This is a genomic window from Saccharospirillaceae bacterium (assembly GCA_022448365.1).
In the GTDB taxonomy this organism is placed as follows: domain Bacteria; phylum Pseudomonadota; class Gammaproteobacteria; order Pseudomonadales; family Oceanobacteraceae; genus Bacterioplanoides.
The window spans coordinates 330,166-349,076 of record JAKVCS010000005.1; the positions used below are offsets into that span (position 1 = coordinate 330,166).

An 18,911-nucleotide genomic window follows, 5' to 3' on the forward strand; every position below is an offset into this window, starting at 1 on the left:
TGGTGCTTTGCTAAAAAACGATGTCGTATACCACCGGGTATGCGACAGCAGTGTCATTGTTATCCTCTCTTTCTGGTTGCCAGACCTGCGTTATGGCAACTCGGCTGTAATTAAGGCAACATCAGGCGGCTATCTGTAGTCAGAAAGGAATGGGCATGGCGGCTTGTATTGCACGGAGTATTAAAAACCTGTTACGACTGGCTGCATTCAGTCTGATTTTACATGGTATTTTTCCGGCGGTTACGGTTCAGGCAGAAGCGCTGCTGGCGAATTTGACGCAGGCTGAGCGTGACTGGCTACTACAACACCCTGTGATTCCTCTCGGCGTCGATGGACGTTGGCCACCGGTTGATTTTCTGAATGAGGAGGGCGAAGTCTCCGGTATTCTTAAAGACCACCTGGATTATCTGCAACAGGTACTGGGTGTACAGTTTGAAGCGCAACGCTTCAGTAGTTTTGGCGAAATGGCCAAAGCAGCGCAACAAGGGTTAATTCCACTTGCTGCCACGATGGTCGAGACACCGGCCCGACAACAACACTTGTGGTTTACCCAACCTTATTTTGCAGCGATGAAGGTGCTGGTCAGTAATCGTACCGGTGAATACTTTGATAGCTTCGCTTCCTTGGAAGATAAAACGCTTGCTATTGAAGAGGGGTTTTATTTGGTTGATATCATTAAAAAAAACTACCCCGGTATTGAGACTCGTGTGTTTCCCTCGACGGAAAAAGCGTTAATTGCATTATCTACGGGTAGGGTTGACGCTTATATCGGTAATCAGGCCGTTGTGCGTTGGGTAATGAATAATCTGCAGTTAACGAATCTGGTGGTTTCAGGGGAAACCGGAATGCCATTGGCATTACAGCGATTTTCAGTTTTTAAAGATCCGGAATGGCAACCGCTGGTTGGTATCATTGATAAAGCACTGCTATCAATCTCTGAAAAGAAAAAACAAACGATCCTGTCGAATTGGATGGCATTGCGTAAACTGCCGGCGAATAACACACTATTTACGCTCACAGAGTTCGAAAAAACCTACCTGAAGCCGTTCTCTTCGTTGACCATGGGTAGCGATGCCAATTGGCCGCCGTTCGATTTTGTCGACGGTGACGGTAAACCCAGAGGGTTGTCTGTAGAGTATAACGAACTGGTTAGCCGCCTGATTAATAAACCATTTGAACCTGTGTATCACACGTCGTGGCAGCAAACCTTAAAAGCATTTGAGCGTGGTGAGCTGGATTTAATTTCAGGCGTAACTCCGACAATAGAACGACGTGAATATATGGCGTTTACTAAACCTTATATGGTGCATCCATATATGATTCTGGTACACAGCGATACTCGTTTTGTGAACAGTTTTTCTGACCTCAATGGCAAACGTGTTGGTGTTGGTGCCAGCTATGCCATTGAAGATATTCTCAAACGTGATCAGCCTGATATTGATCTGGTGTCTTTTATTAGCAGCGAAGAGGCACTCATTGCTCTGAGCGCAAAAGAGATTGATGCCTATGTAGGATTATTAGGCACTTCATCCTGGATACTGGAAACCGTTGGCATTCGTAATGTGAAGGTCGCGGCACCCACTAATTATCAATACAAGCAATCCATTGGTGTGCGAAAAGATAAACCTGAGCTGGTCGACATTCTTAATAAAGCCATTGATCATATTCCAGACTATAAACGTCAGGAAATTAAAAATAACTGGTTTAAAGTTGAATTCGAGCATCAGGTAAACCGGGCTCAGATAGTCGAAGCAGTAGTTATTACTCTGGCTGTGATTATCCCCATCATGATTGTGATTCTGATTTGGAATCGCACATTAAATCAGGCGCGGGAACGCCTTCAGGAAAGCCAGAAACATTTGGCAGAGGCAAAAGATGCTGCAGAACAAGCCAGTCAATTTAAAAGTCAGTTTTTAGCGAATATGTCGCATGAAATTCGCACGCCGATGAATGCCATTGTGGGTATGAATCATTTGCTACTGCGTTCTGGTTTGAACGATCGACAACAGCAATACGCCGATAAGATCAAACAATCGGCAACGGCATTATTAGGAGTGATCAACGATATTCTCGATTTTTCTAAAGTGGAAGCAGGGCGGCTCGATATTGAACACGTACCGTTTAATCTTCATCGTGTATTCACCGAATTATCGGACATGCTGGCATTAAAAGCGGCAGAGAAAGGCATCGAAGTATTGTTGGATGTTGAGCCAGGCATCGCTGTGAATCTGGTCGGTGATCCGCTTCGTCTTGGTCAGGTATTGATTAATCTAACGCAGAATGCGATTAAATTTACCGATCAGGGAGAAGTCGTTGTCACCGTGCGCGAGCTATCCCGTAAGGATGATCAGAGCGAATTGGAATTTACCGTTCGCGATACGGGGATGGGTATTGCTGCAGATAATATGCAGCGTTTATTCGAACCTTTTACTCAGGTTGATGGCAGTAGCACCCGAAAATATGGTGGTACCGGTTTGGGTCTGAATATATCTCGTCAGCTGGTTAATCTGATGGGCGGTCAGTTAAATGCCAGTAGTGTCCCTGGCGAGGGCAGTTGCTTCAGCTTCTGTCTGAATATTACCACTCAGGACGACAGTAACCAAAATCAGTTCGTACCCGACTCGCAGCTGAAGGGTTTAAAAGTTCTGGTGATTGATGATAACCCAAGCGCGCGCCAGTTATTTCGGGAAATGCTCGAGTCCTTCTCTTTTCAGGTTGATACCCTGGCCGGCGGAGAGGAAGCTGTATTCCTGTTACAACAACAGGAACTCTATGACGATCCATATGGCCTGGTGATAGCCGATTGGCAAATGCCAGGCATGAATGGTATCGACACTTTGCGGGGTATTCGCCAGGCATCGTTGTTGCACAAACCAGCGACGATACTGATCACGGCCTATGGTCGTGAAGATGTGTTGGCCAGCGCTGAGAATCATCAGCTGGATGCATTATTAATAAAGCCAGTTAATGCGTCGACTTTATTCGATACGGTTATGCGTATCTTTAATAAACGTATCCCAATTAATAATCGTCCGCACGATACGAGCAATGTGTGGCTGCAAGGTAATGTGTTGTTGGTCGAAGACCATGAAATTAACCAGGCTGTTGCTCAGGAGTTTTTGCACTCGGTCGGCATTATTGCAGACACCGCCAGTAATGGCGTTGAAGCGATTGAAGCTCTTAAGGATAAAGACTACGACCTGGTATTGATGGATTTACAGATGCCGGTGATGGACGGTTTACATGCCACTGCTATCATTCGTCAGAATGCGCGTCATCAAGAGCTGCCGATTGTGGCTATGACGGCGCATGCAATGGAGGGAGACCGCGAGCGTTGTTTGGCCACAGGTATGAACGATCACATTAGCAAACCGATCGATCCAGACCTGTTTGTCACGATGTTGCAGCAATGGTTGGAGCCTGCGCCACGGCAGCAACATCAAACCCTGGCAACCCAGCAACTGCAGGATCGCCTTGAACATGTTGGTGGTATTGATCTGGAATGGGGGATCGAACGTGTGGGCGGTAACCGCCCGTTGTACTTTAATTTACTGACAAGCTTCTATCACAAGCATTGCAACGACTATCATGCAATTAAGCACGCCTTAATTGAGCAGGACTTCGATAGGGCATTGCGACTGACGCACACACTGCGTGGTGTTGCCGGTAATATCGGCGCTCGTCTGTTCGAGAAAGATGCAGCTGAGCTGGAGTCCTTATTGCGCTATTCGCGACAACCAGGCCAGCAGGTGCTAGCCGGGATTTTATGGCAACGATTCTGCGAAAGCTTCCGGTTGGTATTTGCTAATCTGGGCCGCAGTGAGTTGATAAAACAACAGGGTAATAGAACCAGCGGTCAACCTGACAGCCGTGCATCTCTGGCGCAACAAGTAAAGCCGGATGATGCGCAGCAGACACTGAAAAAACTGGAAGCGTTATTACAGGCGGGTGATGCCAGTGCACAACAAGAGGTAGCTGCAGTGCAGACGCTGTTGTCACAGGAATTAGCGATTAAGTTGGGGGAGTTGGTTGACGAGTTTGAATTTGAACAAGCCCGCCAGCTGGTTACCAATGTTCTGAAACAACAGGAGTGAGGAATGGAGAAGGAACGTATTTTAATCGTCGATGATGAAGCCTTTTACATAAAAGTTCTGGTGGAACTCCTCAGTCCTGACTATCACATCACGTTGGCAAAAAGTGGCGAGCAGGCACTGAAGCTGATGGAAGCAGAGCCTTTGCCCGACCTGATATTACTGGATGTTCTGATGCCGGGTCTGAGTGGCTATGAAGTGTGTCAGGCGATTAAAGATGACGCACGTACACAGGATATTCCGGTTATTTTCCTTACGGTTAAAAGCGAAGTGGAGGACGAGATAAACGGGTTCGAAAGTGGTGCCTGTGATTACATTGCCAAACCATTTTCACCGCCGATTGTAACCGCCCGAGTGGCCACGCACCTGGCGCTACAGCGCTCGCGTAACGAGTTAAAAGAGTATGCTGAGCATCTTGAGCAACGTGTTCGGGAGCGCACTCAAGAGATTTCCCGAACCCAGGATGTTGCCATTTTCTGTATGACATCCCTTGCTGAAACGCGTGATATTGAAACCGGTATGCATATTCGTCGTACTCAGCATTATGTCCGTGCGTTAGCCGAGCACCTGAGTAGCCATGAGCGTTTTAATACGCTGCTAAACGATGACTTTATTGAATTATTGTTTAAGTCCGCACCACTGCACGATATTGGTAAAGTGGGTGTGCCTGATGGGATTTTATTAAAGCCTGGAAAACTCGATGCCAATGAGTGGCAGGAAATGAAACGCCACACGGAGTATGGCAGAGCGGCGATTGATAATGCTGAAAAAGAATACGGCTCGTCGCCATTTCTCCGTGTCGCCAAAGAAATTGCCAGTTACCACCATGAACGTTGGGATGGCAGTGGGTATCCAGAGGGCCTAAAAGAGGAACAAATTCCACTCGCTGCGCGACTGATGGCGGTTGCAGATTGTTTTGATGCGCTGATTTCTAAGCGGGTTTATAAATCTGCATTCAGCTTTAAGCAAGCCGGGCAGATCATTCGGGATGGTCGTGGCAGCCATTTTGATCCAGATGTTGTGGATGCCTTCATAGCGCTGGAGTCGGTATTTATCGACATTGCAGAGCGCTTCGCAGATGAGGAGATAACGGCTCCCGGTATGTGACGGGAGCCGTCGGTGGTGATTATTCGCTGGCAGCAACAGGCTCTTGTTCGTTAGCCGAAGGCTCTGCGTCCTGAATTAATTCTTCGTCGGTTTGGCTATTATCAGCCGCAGCATTCTGACAATCCCAGCCCCAGCCTTGTTGCTTTGCAACAAATGCCTGGGCTTTTTCTTCACAATAGCCTTCCGCATTCTGAGCGTTCCACAGCGTTTGTGTGCCGGTTGATTTGGTATATTGCACCTCACATGGCACGCTGCTTTCACCGTTGTAGACCACTTCAATGACACGGGTTTCGGCATCGTGTGTACAAACAGTTTTGCTGTTTTCAATTGCCATAGTGGCGGAGGTCAACAGAGTCAGTGAGATTAAGGCGAGTGATTTTTTCATGACGATTTCCTTTCTTGTGTGAATAATTAACAGCGTTAATAGAAAGGATTTTGCTCCAATGGTCAATCTCAGGTTGAGGGTATCTTTTGAATGGACAGATGCTGGTCGGTTTGTGGCAGTCTGGAGCAGACAGGTCGGACTAACAGGCATAAAAAAACCACCTTGCGGTGGTTTTTTTATGCCATTGGTGTCGGGCTTACTTGCCGCCACGCATGGAATCAAAGAACTCATCATTGGTTTTGGTCTGGCGCAGTTTATCGAGCATAAACTCGATTGCCTGCACATCTTCCATTTCGCTCATCAGCTTACGCAGAATCCACAACCGTTGCAGATCGGCTTCGCGGAACATCATGTCTTCACGACGGGTGCCTGAACGACGGATATTGATTGCCGGGTAGATACGTTTTTCAGCAATCTTACGATCCAGGTGTAACTCCTGGTTACCGGTACCTTTAAATTCTTCGAAGATCACCTCGTCCATTTTTGAACCGGTATCGACCAGCGCAGTTGCAATGATGGTCAATGAACCACCTTCTTCAACATTTCGCGCTGCACCAAAGAAACGCTTTGGCTTTTCCAGTGCGTTGGCATCAACACCACCGGTTAATACTTTACCCGAGCTCGGTACAACGGTGTTGTATGCACGTGCCAAACGGGTGATGGAATCCAGCAGAATGACGACGTCGCGTTTGTGTTCAACCAGACGCTTAGCTTTTTCGATCACCATCTCAGCAACCTGAACATGACGCGCTGGCGGCTCGTCGAAGGTCGATGCCACAACCTCGCCACGAACGGAGCGACGCATTTCAGTAACTTCCTCCGGACGCTCGTCGATCAACAATACGATCAGTTCTGCTTCAGGGTTGTTGCGGGTAATCGCTTGTGCTGTGGTTTGCAGCAGCATCGTTTTACCGGCTTTTGGCGGCGCGACAATCAGACCACGCTGACCTTTACCGATCGGAGCAATCAGATCGAGTACACGAGAGGACAAATCCTCCGTAGAGCCGTTACCGACTTCCAGTACCAGGCGCTCATCCGGGAACAACGGCGTCAGGTTTTCAAATAAGATTTTTGATTTTGCATTTTCTGGTTTGTCGTCGTTAATTTTCGCGACTTTCAGCATTGCAAAATAACGTTCGCCATCTTTTGGTGGGCGAATTTTACCTTCAATCTTGTCACCTTTACGCAGGTTGAAGCGACGAATCTGGCTCGGAGATACATAAATATCGTCCGGACCTGCCAGGTAGGAACTGCTGGCACTGCGCAGGAAACCGAAACCATCCTGAAGGATCTCAAGCACACCCTCTCCGTAAATGTCTTCACCACCTTTGGCGTGGTTTTTTAAGATCGCAAAGATGATGTCCTGCTTACGTGTACGGCTCACGTGTTCCAGGTTCATTTCTTTAGCGATGGCTAACAGCTCAGGTACAGATTTGAGTTTAAGATCGGAAAGATTCATACAGGTAGGTTTGTGATATTAGACAATTAAAAGATTTAAATAGAAGAGGCGCCAGGACGGCGTTGGATGATTCAAGACTATAGACAGGAATTTTTGGGGTGTCTACAGCGAAAACGCATAAAAAGTGTAGTTTCCGGTTTTTTATGCCTTTCTCGCCCGAAAACGGCAAGGTTAAGCCGTCTTCGTGCAGGAAACACTCTTATAAAGACTGTTCAATAAAAGCAGTCAGCTCAGACTTGCTCATGGCACCGATTTTGGTGGCTTCAGCATTGCCATTTTTGAACAGGATCAGAGTTGGGATAGAGCGGATACCAAATTTAGGCGCAGTCGCTTCGTTCTGATCGATGTTCAGCTTGGCGATTTTCAGCTTGCCCTGGTATTCCTCAGCGATCTCTTCCAATACCGGAGCGATCATTTTACAAGGACCACACCATTCAGCCCAAAAATCCACCAGTACAGGTACGTCAGAACCCAGTACGTCAGCGTCAAATGAATCGTCAGATACGGTCAGGATATGGTCACTCATGTGTTTCCCCTTAGTTTCCAGATTGGAATGTTAGTTGTGCTACTCAGCAGAATGCGCCTATTGTACGCCCGGATTGTATGGAATCAATTCGAGATTCCCGCTCAGGCGTGTATTCTTCTGAATAGAGGTAATTCCTCTATATAGTGTCAGCATAAAGAATTTCAAGAGCGCCTTATGACAGAAACCACCACTGTTACACACAACGACCCGTCTCAGCACTCGGAAGACCTGATTGCAGCTATCGATTTAGGTTCCAACAGCTTTCATATGGTGGTCGCTCAGGAACTGCAGGATGAGATCCGAACCATCGAAAAGCGCGGTCAGAAGGTGCAGCTGGCAGCGGGTCTTGATGCTCAAGGCTATTTATCGGAAGAAGCGCAACAACGCGGTTTACTGTGTTTACGTGAATTCGCCCAACGTATTCAGGGTATGAACGCGGAAAGGATCAGTGTGCTGGCGACCAATGCGCTGCGGGCGGCGCGTAATCGTGAGGAGTTTATTGAACGTGCCGAGGCCATTCTTGGTTACCCGATCGAAGTCATTGCCGGACGAGAAGAAGCCCGCCTGATTTACCTCGGGGTGTCGCACACCTTGGCAGACGACCAGGGTAAGCGCCTGGTGGTTGATATTGGTGGCGGATCAACCGAGTTTATAATCGGTGCCAAATTTGAACCCAAGGAACTGGAAAGTCTGCACATGGGATGTGTGTCTTACACCAACCGTTATTTCCCTGACGGCAAAATCAATAATGCAAATTTTAAAGAGGCTGTGACTGCGGCAAAGCAAGAACTGCAGAATATTGCTGGCGCATACAAAAAGTTGGGATGGAAAACTGTTGTCGGGTCGTCTGGCACAATCCGTGCTGCGGAGCAGGCTATGTTGGAAAATGGCTGGAGTTCAGAGCATCTGACTTTCGCGGGTCTGACAAAACTGCAGCAGCGTATGATGGAATTTGCGCATATCGATGAGGTGGCATTGCCGGGAGTGAAACCTGAGCGTGCTCAGGTATTAGTCGGTGGCTTAGCCATTCTGACGGCGATTTTTGAAACCTTCGACGTCGATCAGATGATGTACTCGGATGGTGCACTACGAGAAGGCGCATTGTGGGATCTGGTGGGACGCTCAAGTCACGAAAATGTCCGTGCTCGCGTGGTGCAATCGCTTGCCGAGCGTTTTTATGTGGATACTACCCAGGCTGATCGGGTAAAAGCGATGGCATTGGCTCTGTTTAAACAAGCAAAGAAAGACTGGGGCCTGTCCGGGCGCTGGAAAGACTGGTTGGGATGGGCATCCGACGTACATGAGATCGGCCTGAGTATCGCTCATGCCGGCTTCCACAAGCATGGTGCCTATTTATTGCAATATTCCGATTTGCTGGGGTTCACCCGCCAGGGACAAGCGGCTCTGGCACTGCTGGTTCGCAGTCACCGGCGTAAATTTCCGCAAGCCGAATTCGACGTGATTTCAACCAGCCGTCGCGACACTATCAAAAAGCTGGCCGTGCTATTACGCCTGGCGGTCGTACTGCATCACAGTCGGGGCGCGCACGCTGTGCCTGTGCCGGAGCTGATGGTAAAAGATTCGTTAATTATGCTGCGGTTGCCGCAAGATTGGCTGGAAACACATCCATTGACGGCACGTGATCTGGCTACGGAAGCAGAGTACCTTGCCGCGGTTGGTTGGGAGTTGCGATTCTCCTGATTCATGACAGACATGGCAACAGAGAGTTAATTGTCTAATCGGTCAGCTTTTGCTGGCATCTCTTTTGCTAAACTCCTCAATAACTTCAGAACTATTGGGCGGTTGCAGTGCATCAAACCAGAAAAATGCGAGAAATCTTGGCACGAACGCCAATTATAACGGGAGCCCCGTTCATCATTGTGCAGGAAAATTCCAACTTGCATCATTTTGGTGCCATCTGTGAATAATACTGCGCCTCGACGAGCAACATCGTTGGCGGATGCTGGCGCAGATTGCGAACACCCAGGGTTGGATGGTCAGCGTTGGCTGGCACGTTTCAGTGCCGAATTTTCCGCACAGCAGGGTACGACCCGACTTGGGAAAACCGAACACTTCGGACCTCTGAGGGTGCAGCGACCGTTTTTCCCGGAAGGCCCGGAATGTCTGCACTTCTATTTATTGCATCCACCGGGTGGTCTGGTGGGGGGCGATCAGCTATCAATTGACCTGTCATTAAACGATGGTGCGCACGTGTTAATGACGACACCGTCAGCCGGTAAAATTTACAATAACATCAGTGGCATTCCTCAGGGTCAGCATGTCTCCATTAAGGTTGCTGCTGGCAGTGTTCTCGAATATTTACCCCAGGAAAATATCGTTTTTAACGGTGCTGACGGTCAGCTCACTACCACCATCGACATCGCCGGGGATGGCTTGTTTGTGGGTTGGGAAATTACCTGCCTCGGCCGCTTCGAAAGTGCGCAATTTTTTGAACAGGGCCAGCTGACGCAAAGCCTGATATTGCGTCGTGATGGACAGCCTCTTTTTTCTGATCGATTGCAGCTGTCTGCTCCCTCTGCACTGCAATCCAGTCGAGTGGGTTTTCAGAATCATCACGTGTTTGGCACGTTTGTGATCAATCGCACAGTGATGACGGATACCAATGAACTCGGTGAGAAAATTGTCGCCTGGCAAGAAAACGTTAATAACCGTCACCAACCGTTAGCCGTCGCCGTAACACAAAAGCCTGATGTATTTATCGCCCGGGTTTTGGGTAATAAAGCAGAGCAGGTACGTCACTGTTTAGAGCAGTTATGGGCACAACTACGCAGTGACATGGTTGGACGAGTACCGTGTGCGCCGAGAATCTGGCGAACCTGAACGAATTTTTTATATTTAAACATCAGACAGGAGAATAAACGTGGAACTGTCTCCCAGAGAAAAAGATAAATTGTTGTTATTTGTGGCCGCTGAACTGGCACAAAAACGCAAAGACCGTGGTGTGAAATTAAATTATCCGGAAAGTATCGCATTGATCAGCGCTTTTATTATGGAAGGGGCGCGTGATGGTCGTACGGTTGCTGATTTGATGAATGCCGGGCGACAGGTATTGAGTCGAGAAGACGTGATGGAAGGTATCGCCGAGATGCTGCCAGAAGTTCAGGTTGAGGCGACATTCCCTGATGGTACGAAACTGGTCACTGTTCATAATCCAATTGCCTGAGAGCTGGCTGCATCGTTTGGATTGCGCTAACGCTCTCCCTATGAAATGGAGGAAAAAGAAAAATGATTCCAGGTGAAATTATTTGCGCCGACGGCGATATCGAAATTAATGTCGGTCGTAAAACGGTTGAAGTTGAAGTGGCTAATACGGGTGATCGTCCGATTCAGGTCGGCAGTCATTATCATTTTTACGAAACCAATTCAGCGTTACGGTTTGACCGTGAAGCCACAAGAGGTTTTCGGTTAAATATTGCCGCAGGCACAGCAGTTCGCTTTGAGCCGGGCCAGGTCCGTACCGTCGAGCTGGTTGAATATGCCGGCAAAAAAGCAGTCTACGGATTCCGTGGCGATGTTATGGGCAAAATATAGAAAGGTATAAGGGGAATTCAAGATGGCTAAAATTGATCGTCGCGCTTATGCCGATATGTACGGCCCAACAGTGGGTGACAAAGTCCGTTTGGGCGATACTGAGTTATTTATTTCGCCGGAGAAAGATTACACCGTTTACGGCGATGAAGTGAAATTTGGTGGCGGAAAAGTGATTCGTGATGGCATGGGCCAAAGTCAGGCACTCAGCGTCGATGTGCCGGATACTGTTATCACTAACGCATTAATTCTCGATTATTGGGGCGTGGTAAAAGCCGATATCGCAATAAAAGCCGGGCGCATTACTGCCATTGGTAAAGCCGGTAACCCGGATACCCAGGAAGGTGTCACTATTGAAGTGGGTGCCGGGACCGAAGTGATTGCAGGCGAAGGCCAGATTGTGACACCGGGTGGTATCGATGCGCACATTCATTTTATTTGCCCGCAGCAAGTAGAAGAAGCACTGATGAGTGGTGTTACCACCATGTTGGGTGGCGGCACAGGGCCGGCAACCGGTACGAACGCAACTACCTGCACACCAGGCCCATGGCATATCGGTAAGATGCTGCAAGCGGTTGAAGACTTACCTATGAATATTGGTTTTTTAGGTAAAGGGAATGCCAGTTTGCCCGGCCCTTTAAATGAACAAATTGAAGCCGGTGCGATCGGTTTAAAACTGCACGAAGATTGGGGAACCACACCGGCATCGATCGACAACTGTTTATCCGTTGCCGAAGAATACGATGTGCAGGTGGCGATCCATACCGACACGTTAAACGAATCCGGCTTTGTTGAAGACACGCTGGCAGCATTTAAAGATCGCGTGATTCACACGTACCACACCGAAGGAGCCGGCGGTGGTCACGCACCGGACATTATTAAAGCCTGCGGTTCGGATAATGTGCTGCCGTCTTCCACTAATCCGACTCGCCCATACACAGTGAACACTGTTGACGAACATCTGGATATGTTGATGGTCTGTCACCACTTAGATCCGAATATTCCTGAAGATGTAGCATTTGCCGACTCCCGTATTCGTCGCGAAACCATTGCCGCTGAGGATATTCTGCATGACCTGGGTGCGTTCAGCATGATCTCTTCAGATTCTCAGGCCATGGGCCGTGTCGGTGAAGTGATTACCCGTACCTGGCAAACTGCGCACAAAATGAAAGTACAGCGTGGCCCCCTGCCTGAAGACTCCGCAGATAACGATAACTTCCGTTGTCAGCGCTATATCGCTAAATACGCGATTAATCCGGCCATCACCATGGGTGTTGCTCACGAAGTTGGTTCGATTGAAGTCGGTAAATTAGCGGATCTAGTTTTATGGAAACCTGCTTTTTTCGGAACGAAACCGTCGCTGATCGTAAAAGGCGGCATGATTGCCGGTGCTCCGATGGGCGATCCGAATGCCTCGATTCCAACACCGCAACCGGTTCACTATCGTCCAATGTTTGGTGCGATGGGGAAAGCGGTACACGAAACCAGCATCAGTTTTGTTTCTAAAGCATCGTTAGAAAAAGGCACGCTCGAATATCTGGGCCTGAAAAAACAATTAAGTGGTGTGCGTGATACCCGCTCAATTCGTAAGGCTGATATGAAACTCAATGACTACCAGCCGGTGCTGGAGGTAGACCCTCAGACTTATGTGGTGACGGCCGATGGTGTCGAGCTGAAATGTGAGCCGGCGACGGAGTTACCGATGGCACAGCGCTACTACTTGTTCTAGAGCGAGCTGCATGATCACAGCGGCGTTAAAAACTGACTCAGAATGCTCATTTATGATGTATAAAATCCGCTTCTTCGTCAGTTTTTGCCTTGCATTGACTGCTTCGCTAATGCTGTAACTGAAAACAATAAAGTAAGGTTTGATTATTTGGTAAACAACCCTCGGCTGCAGGGGTGCTGCGGACGAGCCTCCAGGGACGGATTCACGGCGTGTTGGGTACAAATAATTAAGCCTGACTTTGAGAAGATAGAATCAGAAGTAAATTATGAAAATCTTTACTCAATTAGCAGAAAACATGGCTCCTTCCGATGCGCCTGCTGCGGAAGTTATATGCCTCACATTTGATGATCGAAAACGGGGACGCCTGAAAATTAAAACGGAGTCTGGTATGGATGCCGGGATTCAGATAGAGCGCGGCCAGGTTCTGCGTCATGGCACGGTTTTAACTAACCCAGACGGCGATTGTTTAATTGTGAATGCGGAAAGCGAAAAAGTATCGATCGCATACATCGAAGACCCAATGTTGTTTGCCCGAGGCTGTTATCACTTAGGTAATCGCCATGTGCCGTTACAAATAGGAGAGGGTTTCCTGCGTTATCAGGAAGACTATGTGTTAGATGATATGTTGCATGGGTTAGGGATTCATGTGACCCATGAACTTGCTACCTTTGAGCCGGAAAACGGTGCCTATGCTCCGGGTACCGGTGGCCATCATCACCATCCGAGTGACAACGATCATGCTCATGCGCACAATCAAGAGCACAATCACTGATGTCCGAGCGAAATGCGGCTTCTCTATTAGCGTTATTGCATATTTCCAGCCCCGCGTTACCGGTGGGAGCGTTTGCGTATTCGCAAGGGTTGGAATACGCACTGGATAAAGACTGGTGTAAAAGTCGTGATGACGTACAGCAGTGGATTGAGCACAGTTTTGAGTTTGGTATTGGCCAGCTCGATCTGCCGCTTTATCTGCGTCTTTATCGAGCCTGGAAAAGCCATGATTTTGAAGCCGTGAATTCATGGAACCAAACATTATTGTCGTTCCGGGAAACCAAAGAACTCTATTTGGAAGATGTTCAGGTAGGTGGTGCATTTGCTCAGTGGCACCTCGGCCAGAACCCAGAACGTAAGGGGTATTTAGAGCATTGTCCTCAGCCGACGGTGGTCGCCATGAATGCACTGGCGGCAGTGTTGTCGGATATTGATGAGCAAACGGCGTTATTGGGCTTTGCCTGGAGTTGGGTAGAAAATCAGATTGCCTGTGCCAGTAAGGCGATGCCAATGGGGCAAACGGATGGCCAGAAAATTCTGCAGCAAATCATTCCACTATTAACGCGGGTATGTGATGCGGCAAACACGATTGAGGATGAACAAATCGGAACGGGATTGATGGGGTTGGCGATGGCGTCGTCGTTGCACGAGCAACAATATTCTCGTTTGTTTCGATCCTAAAAATTGCGGAGATTTATAGGATGGTTGCTTTTCCAAAGTAGCAACAGGATGTTGCAAGAGCACCAAGACCACCGGGGTGTGGCTTTGGTTGATTCGTCTGGGAGAGTCTCCGTCTTAGTATCCCGGTTGGTATAAATGAAATGTTGAGATGCCGGCTGTTGGGGCGCTATATGTTCGTCCATGAAGGCTTATAAATCACCGGTCTGTGATTTATCGCTCTCGCCAATACCATCAATATTTCACATTAGAAATGACGAAAAATCAGGTAGGAAAAATGAAACAAGTATTACGTGTAGGCGTGGGTGGCCCGGTTGGTTCCGGTAAAACCGCACTGCTGGAAAAAATCTGTCAGACCATGCGTGAGCATTACAATATTGCCGTGGTAACCAACGATATTTACACGAAAGAAGATGCAAAGTTTCTGATGCGTAAGGAAGCTTTGGAAGAAGATCGTATCCTGGGTGTTGAAACGGGCGGATGTCCACATACTGCTATTCGTGAAGATGCCTCCATGAACCTGGCCGCTGTAAAGCAACTTCAGGATACACACGAAGGTCTGGAGATGGTGTTGGTCGAAAGTGGTGGCGATAATTTATCAGCAACCTTCAGTCCGGAACTGTCAGATTTAACAATATATGTGATTGATGTATGCGCTGGTGATAAGATCCCCCGCAAAGGCGGTCCGGGTATTACCAAGTCTGACTTGCTTATTATTAATAAAGTAGACATTGCTGAACACGTTGGCGCGTCTCTGGAAATCATGGATCGCGACGCTCGCCGGATGCGCGGTGATCGCCCCTTTGTGCTGGCCAATGTCGAGACGACGAAGGGTATCGGTGAAATTATTCGCTTTATCATCGATCATGGCATGTTGGAAAAACGTGAATCCATAGAACCTGCCCTGGCAACGATGATTCCGGGCCATGATCCGTCAAAAGATGGCAGTGTTGCTTCGACTCGCTCTGAATAAATGACAAGAGGAACGTTAAATGACTATCGCAAAAAAATCACTGCTGACAGCTGCTGGCTTAGCAGCTTCTGTTGAAACATTCGCTCATGCAGACCACAGCTATTCAGTTGGAGGGATTGTGGCCAATCTGATTCATCAGTTAACCCAACCAGATCATCTGGCGATGATCATTGCAGGGGTTGCTGTTGCTGTTGTCGGGTATAAAGTACTGAAACCTAAAAATTCAGAAGACTCTGAAAATTTCTGAGTGCTGACCGTCGTGACAGGCTAAAAGATCCAGCGCCCTCACTGACAAAGATGACATTTCTGTTGTTCAAAAAATAAAAAGCCGGCAATTGCCGGCTTTTTATTTTTTGAACTGGTACTTTCTAATTAGAATTATCAATTATCGCACCAGCATGGTGAATTTGGGTTGCTCAATGATTATCTCTGGTGCGCGACTCGGTCATATTTATTATCAAAAGGGAGAGAATGCCCCAAATTATACAAAGAATGCTTTAAAAACAGGCGCATATAAAACTGGTACACGCTTTGCTCTGCATTGTTCATACGAAGATTTAAATCTTTTAAATAACGTATCCACTTCGGTGGCACCATTTAAATAATCCGCATAAAAGGATGAATGATCATGAAAAAAGCTGGAATGAATATTCTGAAAACTGCTGGAAAAGTAATGGCAATCAGTGCATTGGCTGCAGGTGTAAGTCTGGCCAACGCTGCAGATACGATAAAAGTTGGGGTTCTGCACTCCTTATCTGGAACAATGGCAATTTCTGAAACGACATTAAAAGATACTGTTTTAATGATGGTTGAAGAACAGAATAAGAAAGGCGGATTATTAGGAAAAAAACTGGAAGCTGTTGTGGTTGACCCGGCTTCTAACTGGCCTCTGTTTGCGGAGAAAACCCGTGAGCTGTTAGAGAAAGAAGATGTTGATGTAATTTTTGGTTGTTGGACTTCCGTGTCCCGAAAATCAGTTTTGCCAGTGGTAGAAGAGTTAAATGGCTTATTATTTTACCCGGTTCAATATGAGGGTGAAGAGTCTTCTTATAACGTCTTTTATACCGGTGCAGCGCCAAACCAACAGGCGATACCTGCGGTCGATTACCTGATGGATGAAGTGGGTGCAGAGCGTTGGGTGCTGGCAGGTACCGACTATGTGTATCCACGTACGACCAACAAAATTCTCGAAAGCTATTTGAAATCAAAGGGTGTTGCAGAAAAAGACATCATGGTGAACTACACACCATTCGGTCATAGCGATTGGCAAACGATTGTTTCTGATATCAAAAAATTTGGTAGCGCGGGTAAGAAAACAGCCGTTGTTTCAACAGTAAACGGTGATGCTAATGTGCCTTTCTATAAAGAACTGGCGAACCAGGGCATCAGTGCTGAAGACATTCCAGTCGTTGCTTTCTCTGTGGGTGAAGAAGAATTATCTGGTTTTGATACCTCACCGCTGGTTGGTCATCTGGCCGCCTGGAACTACTTCCAGAGTGCTGATTCGGAAGTGAATGACCAGTTTATTGAGCAGTGGCAGGGCTACACCAAAGACGATGATCGTGTGACCAATGATCCGATGGAAGCCACCTATATTGGTTTTAAAATGTGGGCAAAAGCGGTTGAGAAAGCCAAGAGTGAAGATGTGGATAAAGTTCGTGCCGCTATGTACGGCCTTGAGGTACCTAACCTGACGGGTGGTGTGGCGAAGATGAACGAAAATCATCACCTCTCTAAGCCCGTTCTGATTGGTGAAATTCAGGATGATGGTCAATTTGATATTGTTTGGAAAACCGATGAAGTGGTTAAAGGCGATGCCTGGACCGATTACCTGCCAGAATCTGCCAATCTGATTTCTGATTGGACAGCACCGGTTAGCTGCGGCAACTACAACACAGTGACGAAAACCTGTGGTGGTGGCTCTGTTGCTGCAGAATAAGCGATAGCTTATTGAACTCTATGCCGGGCTGAGTGTTAGCCCGGCGCTTTTACACGGATACTCCCATGCGACACTTCTTTCCTGCCAGAATTTCCCTGGTGCTGGCATTACTATGCTTTTCTGTAGCTCAGGCTTGGGCTATTGATGATTCATTAGAAGCGATTTCACAACAATTGGTAAAAGCCAGTTATAAACAAAAAGCCGGCATTATTGATTCAATATCGGCCTCCGGTGACGAATACAAAGTAACGATATTGAATGCTTTGGTTCGTTCTGATTTATATTACCGAAAATCCGATCAATTACTTGTTTTGGTTGATTCATTCAAATCAGAGAATGGTATTGTTACTGCCTTCGGGAATCAGACTGTTGAAAATACCGGTAAGCGAAAATTCAAAAAAATCGGTGTTAATAATGCTCTGCGTAAAAAAATACGGTCAGCACTCGCACTGGTGCGAATTTCCAGCGGTACGGAACAACAACGCTTTGATGCCGCGCGAGACCTGTTGAAAAATAGCAAAACAGTGAATAGCGAAATACTGCAAAGTCTGATTAATCAGGAAAAATCCAAAGAAATTGTCGACATTCTAAGAATTAATTTAGCGATTAAACAACTGGCCAGCGATAAAGAAGATGTTCGCCTGTCTGCAATCATCGCAATGGAACGATCTTTGTATCCGGAAGTCCGGGTAGCATTGAGTCAGTTTATTAACGAATTCAGCGATGAAGAAAAACAAAGCCGTAGCGCAGAATATGTCTTGGCTGAAAAAACAATCGATAGCATTGATCAGCTGCTGAAGATCAACAGTTATGCTGAAAATCTCTATTTTGGCCTCTCGCTGGGTGCTGTACTGCTGTTAGCCGCAATCGGACTTGCGATTACTTTTGGTGTGATGGGTGTTATTAATATGGCCCATGGCGAAATGATTATGTTGGGCGCTTATACCACTTACGTCATACAGCAACTGATGCCGGAATCAACAGGACTATCCCTGGTGGTTGCTGTGCCTGCGGCGTTTTTGGTGAGCGGATTGGTTGGCGTATTAATCGAGCGTTCGGTTATTCGTCATTTATACGGCCGCCCACTGGAAACGTTATTGGCGACATTTGGTATCAGCCTGGTGTTACAGCAAGCGGTACGCTCTGTTTTTGGCCCGTTAAACCGTGATGTTGTTACACCGGACTGGATGGCAGGCACCTTTATGATAAATCCAGCGCTTGAGCTCACCTACAACCGCTTATACATCATTATTTTCAGTTTGCTGGTGCTCGCGGTGCTTGCTCTGGTGCTGAAACGTACCTTGTTCGGTTTGCAGATGCGTGCCGTCACTATGAATCGTCCAATGGCAAACTCAATGGGAATCCGGACCGGTTGGGTCGATGCACTGACATTTGGTTTGGGATCGGGCATCGCCGGTATTGCTGGTGTTGCTCTGAGTCAGCTGACCAATGTGGGTCCGAATTTAGGTCAGGCCTATATTATCGACTCCTTTATGGTGGTGGTATTTGGTGGCGTTGGTAATTTGTGGGGCACTCTGGTCGCAGCGATGTCACTGGGTGTTGCGAATAAATTCTTCGAACCGATTGCTGGTGCTGTTCTGGCAAAAATCCTGGTACTGGTATTTATAATTTTGTTTATACAAAAGCGACCTCGCGGCTTATTTGCGCTTAAAGGTCGGGCGGTAGAGGGTTAAGTAAGGAGAT

Annotated in this window: 16 protein-coding genes; 13 read left to right on the plus strand and 3 right to left on the minus strand. The window is 47.5% G+C overall.

Features of this window, described 5'->3' with window-relative positions; translation table 11 throughout:
• Positions 1–155: 155 nt before the first annotated feature.
• Positions 156–4,094 carry a transporter substrate-binding domain-containing protein gene (locus MK185_15460; protein MCH2042026.1) on the plus strand — a complete coding sequence of 1,313 codons (3,939 nt, stop codon included), beginning with the start codon at positions 156–158 and terminating at the stop codon, positions 4,092–4,094.
• 3 nt (positions 4,095–4,097) lie between these two features.
• Positions 4,098–5,198, plus strand: coding sequence for a two-component system response regulator (locus tag MK185_15465; GenBank protein MCH2042027.1), 1,101 nt, complete (start codon positions 4,098–4,100; stop codon positions 5,196–5,198).
• A 19-nt stretch (positions 5,199–5,217) separates the two neighbouring features.
• Here the strand turns inward: MK185_15465 and MK185_15470 are convergent, their stop codons facing one another.
• The 3 genes from MK185_15470 to trxA form a co-directional block, all read right to left on the minus strand.
• Complete coding sequence (locus MK185_15470) at positions 5,218–5,583, minus strand: hypothetical protein (GenBank protein ID MCH2042028.1); 366 nt, start codon at positions 5,581–5,583, stop codon at positions 5,218–5,220.
• A gap of 196 nt (positions 5,584–5,779) precedes the next feature.
• Positions 5,780–7,042, minus strand: a complete 1,263-nt coding sequence (rho, locus tag MK185_15475) for a transcription termination factor Rho (GenBank protein ID MCH2042029.1) — start codon at positions 7,040–7,042, stop codon at positions 5,780–5,782.
• A gap of 199 nt (positions 7,043–7,241) precedes the next feature.
• Positions 7,242–7,568: a thioredoxin TrxA gene (trxA, locus tag MK185_15480; protein ID MCH2042030.1), complete on the minus strand. Its 327-nt coding sequence runs from the start codon at positions 7,566–7,568 to the stop codon at positions 7,242–7,244.
• 174 nt (positions 7,569–7,742) lie between these two features.
• Here trxA and ppx point away from each other — a divergent pair, with 174 nt between their 5' ends.
• From ppx to urtB, 11 genes are all read left to right on the plus strand, one after another.
• Entirely contained in the window at positions 7,743–9,269 is a 1,527-nt protein-coding gene (gene ppx, locus MK185_15485) for an exopolyphosphatase (GenBank protein MCH2042031.1), read from the plus strand.
• 219 nt (positions 9,270–9,488) lie between these two features.
• Positions 9,489–10,409, plus strand: coding sequence for an urease accessory protein UreD (locus MK185_15490; protein ID MCH2042032.1), 921 nt, complete (start codon positions 9,489–9,491; stop codon positions 10,407–10,409).
• A gap of 40 nt (positions 10,410–10,449) precedes the next feature.
• Positions 10,450–10,752, plus strand: coding sequence for an urease subunit gamma (gene ureA / locus MK185_15495; protein MCH2042033.1), 303 nt, complete (start codon positions 10,450–10,452; stop codon positions 10,750–10,752).
• A 62-nt stretch (positions 10,753–10,814) separates the two neighbouring features.
• Positions 10,815–11,120: an urease subunit beta gene (locus tag MK185_15500; protein MCH2042034.1), complete on the plus strand. Its 306-nt coding sequence runs from the start codon at positions 10,815–10,817 to the stop codon at positions 11,118–11,120.
• Positions 11,121–11,142: 22 nt separating this feature from the next.
• On the plus strand, positions 11,143–12,846 hold the full coding sequence (gene ureC, locus MK185_15505; GenBank protein MCH2042035.1) for an urease subunit alpha: 1,704 nt from the start codon (positions 11,143–11,145) through the stop codon (positions 12,844–12,846).
• A gap of 265 nt (positions 12,847–13,111) precedes the next feature.
• The gene (gene ureE, locus MK185_15510; protein MCH2042036.1) at positions 13,112–13,618 is read left to right on the plus strand and encodes an urease accessory protein UreE; all 507 of its coding nucleotides are present in this window, start codon (positions 13,112–13,114) and stop codon (positions 13,616–13,618) included.
• Positions 13,618–14,298, plus strand: a complete 681-nt coding sequence (locus MK185_15515) for an urease accessory protein UreF (protein MCH2042037.1) — start codon at positions 13,618–13,620, stop codon at positions 14,296–14,298. The genes ureE and MK185_15515 overlap by 1 nt, the downstream gene beginning before the upstream one ends.
• Before the next feature lie 274 nt (positions 14,299–14,572).
• Entirely contained in the window at positions 14,573–15,268 is a 696-nt protein-coding gene (ureG, locus tag MK185_15520; protein ID MCH2042038.1) for an urease accessory protein UreG, read from the plus strand.
• Between the two features lie 19 nt (positions 15,269–15,287).
• The gene (locus MK185_15525) at positions 15,288–15,515 is read left to right on the plus strand and encodes a hypothetical protein (GenBank protein MCH2042039.1); all 228 of its coding nucleotides are present in this window, start codon (positions 15,288–15,290) and stop codon (positions 15,513–15,515) included.
• A 426-nt stretch (positions 15,516–15,941) separates the two neighbouring features.
• Complete coding sequence (urtA, locus tag MK185_15530; GenBank protein ID MCH2042040.1) at positions 15,942–17,207, plus strand: urea ABC transporter substrate-binding protein; 1,266 nt, start codon at positions 15,942–15,944, stop codon at positions 17,205–17,207.
• A gap of 65 nt (positions 17,208–17,272) precedes the next feature.
• Positions 17,273–18,901, plus strand: a complete 1,629-nt coding sequence (gene urtB / locus MK185_15535) for an urea ABC transporter permease subunit UrtB (GenBank protein MCH2042041.1) — start codon at positions 17,273–17,275, stop codon at positions 18,899–18,901.
• The last annotated feature ends 10 nt before the right edge of the window (positions 18,902–18,911 follow it).

Bases quoted from the DNA above. Each gene is read 5' to 3' on its own strand.
- MK185_15460 (MCH2042026.1), top strand. From the start codon at position 156: ATGGCGGCTTGTATTGCACGGAGTATTAAAAACCTGTTACGACTGGCT.
- MK185_15465 (MCH2042027.1), top strand. From the start codon at position 4,098: ATGGAGAAGGAACGTATTTTAATCGTCGATGATGAAGCCTTTTACATA.
- MK185_15470 (MCH2042028.1), bottom strand. From the start codon at position 5,583: ATGAAAAAATCACTCGCCTTAATCTCACTGACTCTGTTGACCTCCGCC.
- rho (MCH2042029.1), bottom strand. From the start codon at position 7,042: ATGAATCTTTCCGATCTTAAACTCAAATCTGTACCTGAGCTGTTAGCC.
- trxA (MCH2042030.1), bottom strand. From the start codon at position 7,568: ATGAGTGACCATATCCTGACCGTATCTGACGATTCATTTGACGCTGAC.
- ppx (MCH2042031.1), top strand. From the start codon at position 7,743: ATGACAGAAACCACCACTGTTACACACAACGACCCGTCTCAGCACTCG.
- MK185_15500 (MCH2042034.1), top strand. From the start codon at position 10,815: ATGATTCCAGGTGAAATTATTTGCGCCGACGGCGATATCGAAATTAAT.
- ureC (MCH2042035.1), top strand. From the start codon at position 11,143: ATGGCTAAAATTGATCGTCGCGCTTATGCCGATATGTACGGCCCAACA.
- ureE (MCH2042036.1), top strand. From the start codon at position 13,112: ATGAAAATCTTTACTCAATTAGCAGAAAACATGGCTCCTTCCGATGCG.
- MK185_15515 (MCH2042037.1), top strand. From the start codon at position 13,618: ATGTCCGAGCGAAATGCGGCTTCTCTATTAGCGTTATTGCATATTTCC.
- ureG (MCH2042038.1), top strand. From the start codon at position 14,573: ATGAAACAAGTATTACGTGTAGGCGTGGGTGGCCCGGTTGGTTCCGGT.
- MK185_15525 (MCH2042039.1), top strand. From the start codon at position 15,288: ATGACTATCGCAAAAAAATCACTGCTGACAGCTGCTGGCTTAGCAGCT.
- urtA (MCH2042040.1), top strand. From the start codon at position 15,942: ATGGCAATCAGTGCATTGGCTGCAGGTGTAAGTCTGGCCAACGCTGCA.
- urtB (MCH2042041.1), top strand. From the start codon at position 17,273: ATGCGACACTTCTTTCCTGCCAGAATTTCCCTGGTGCTGGCATTACTA.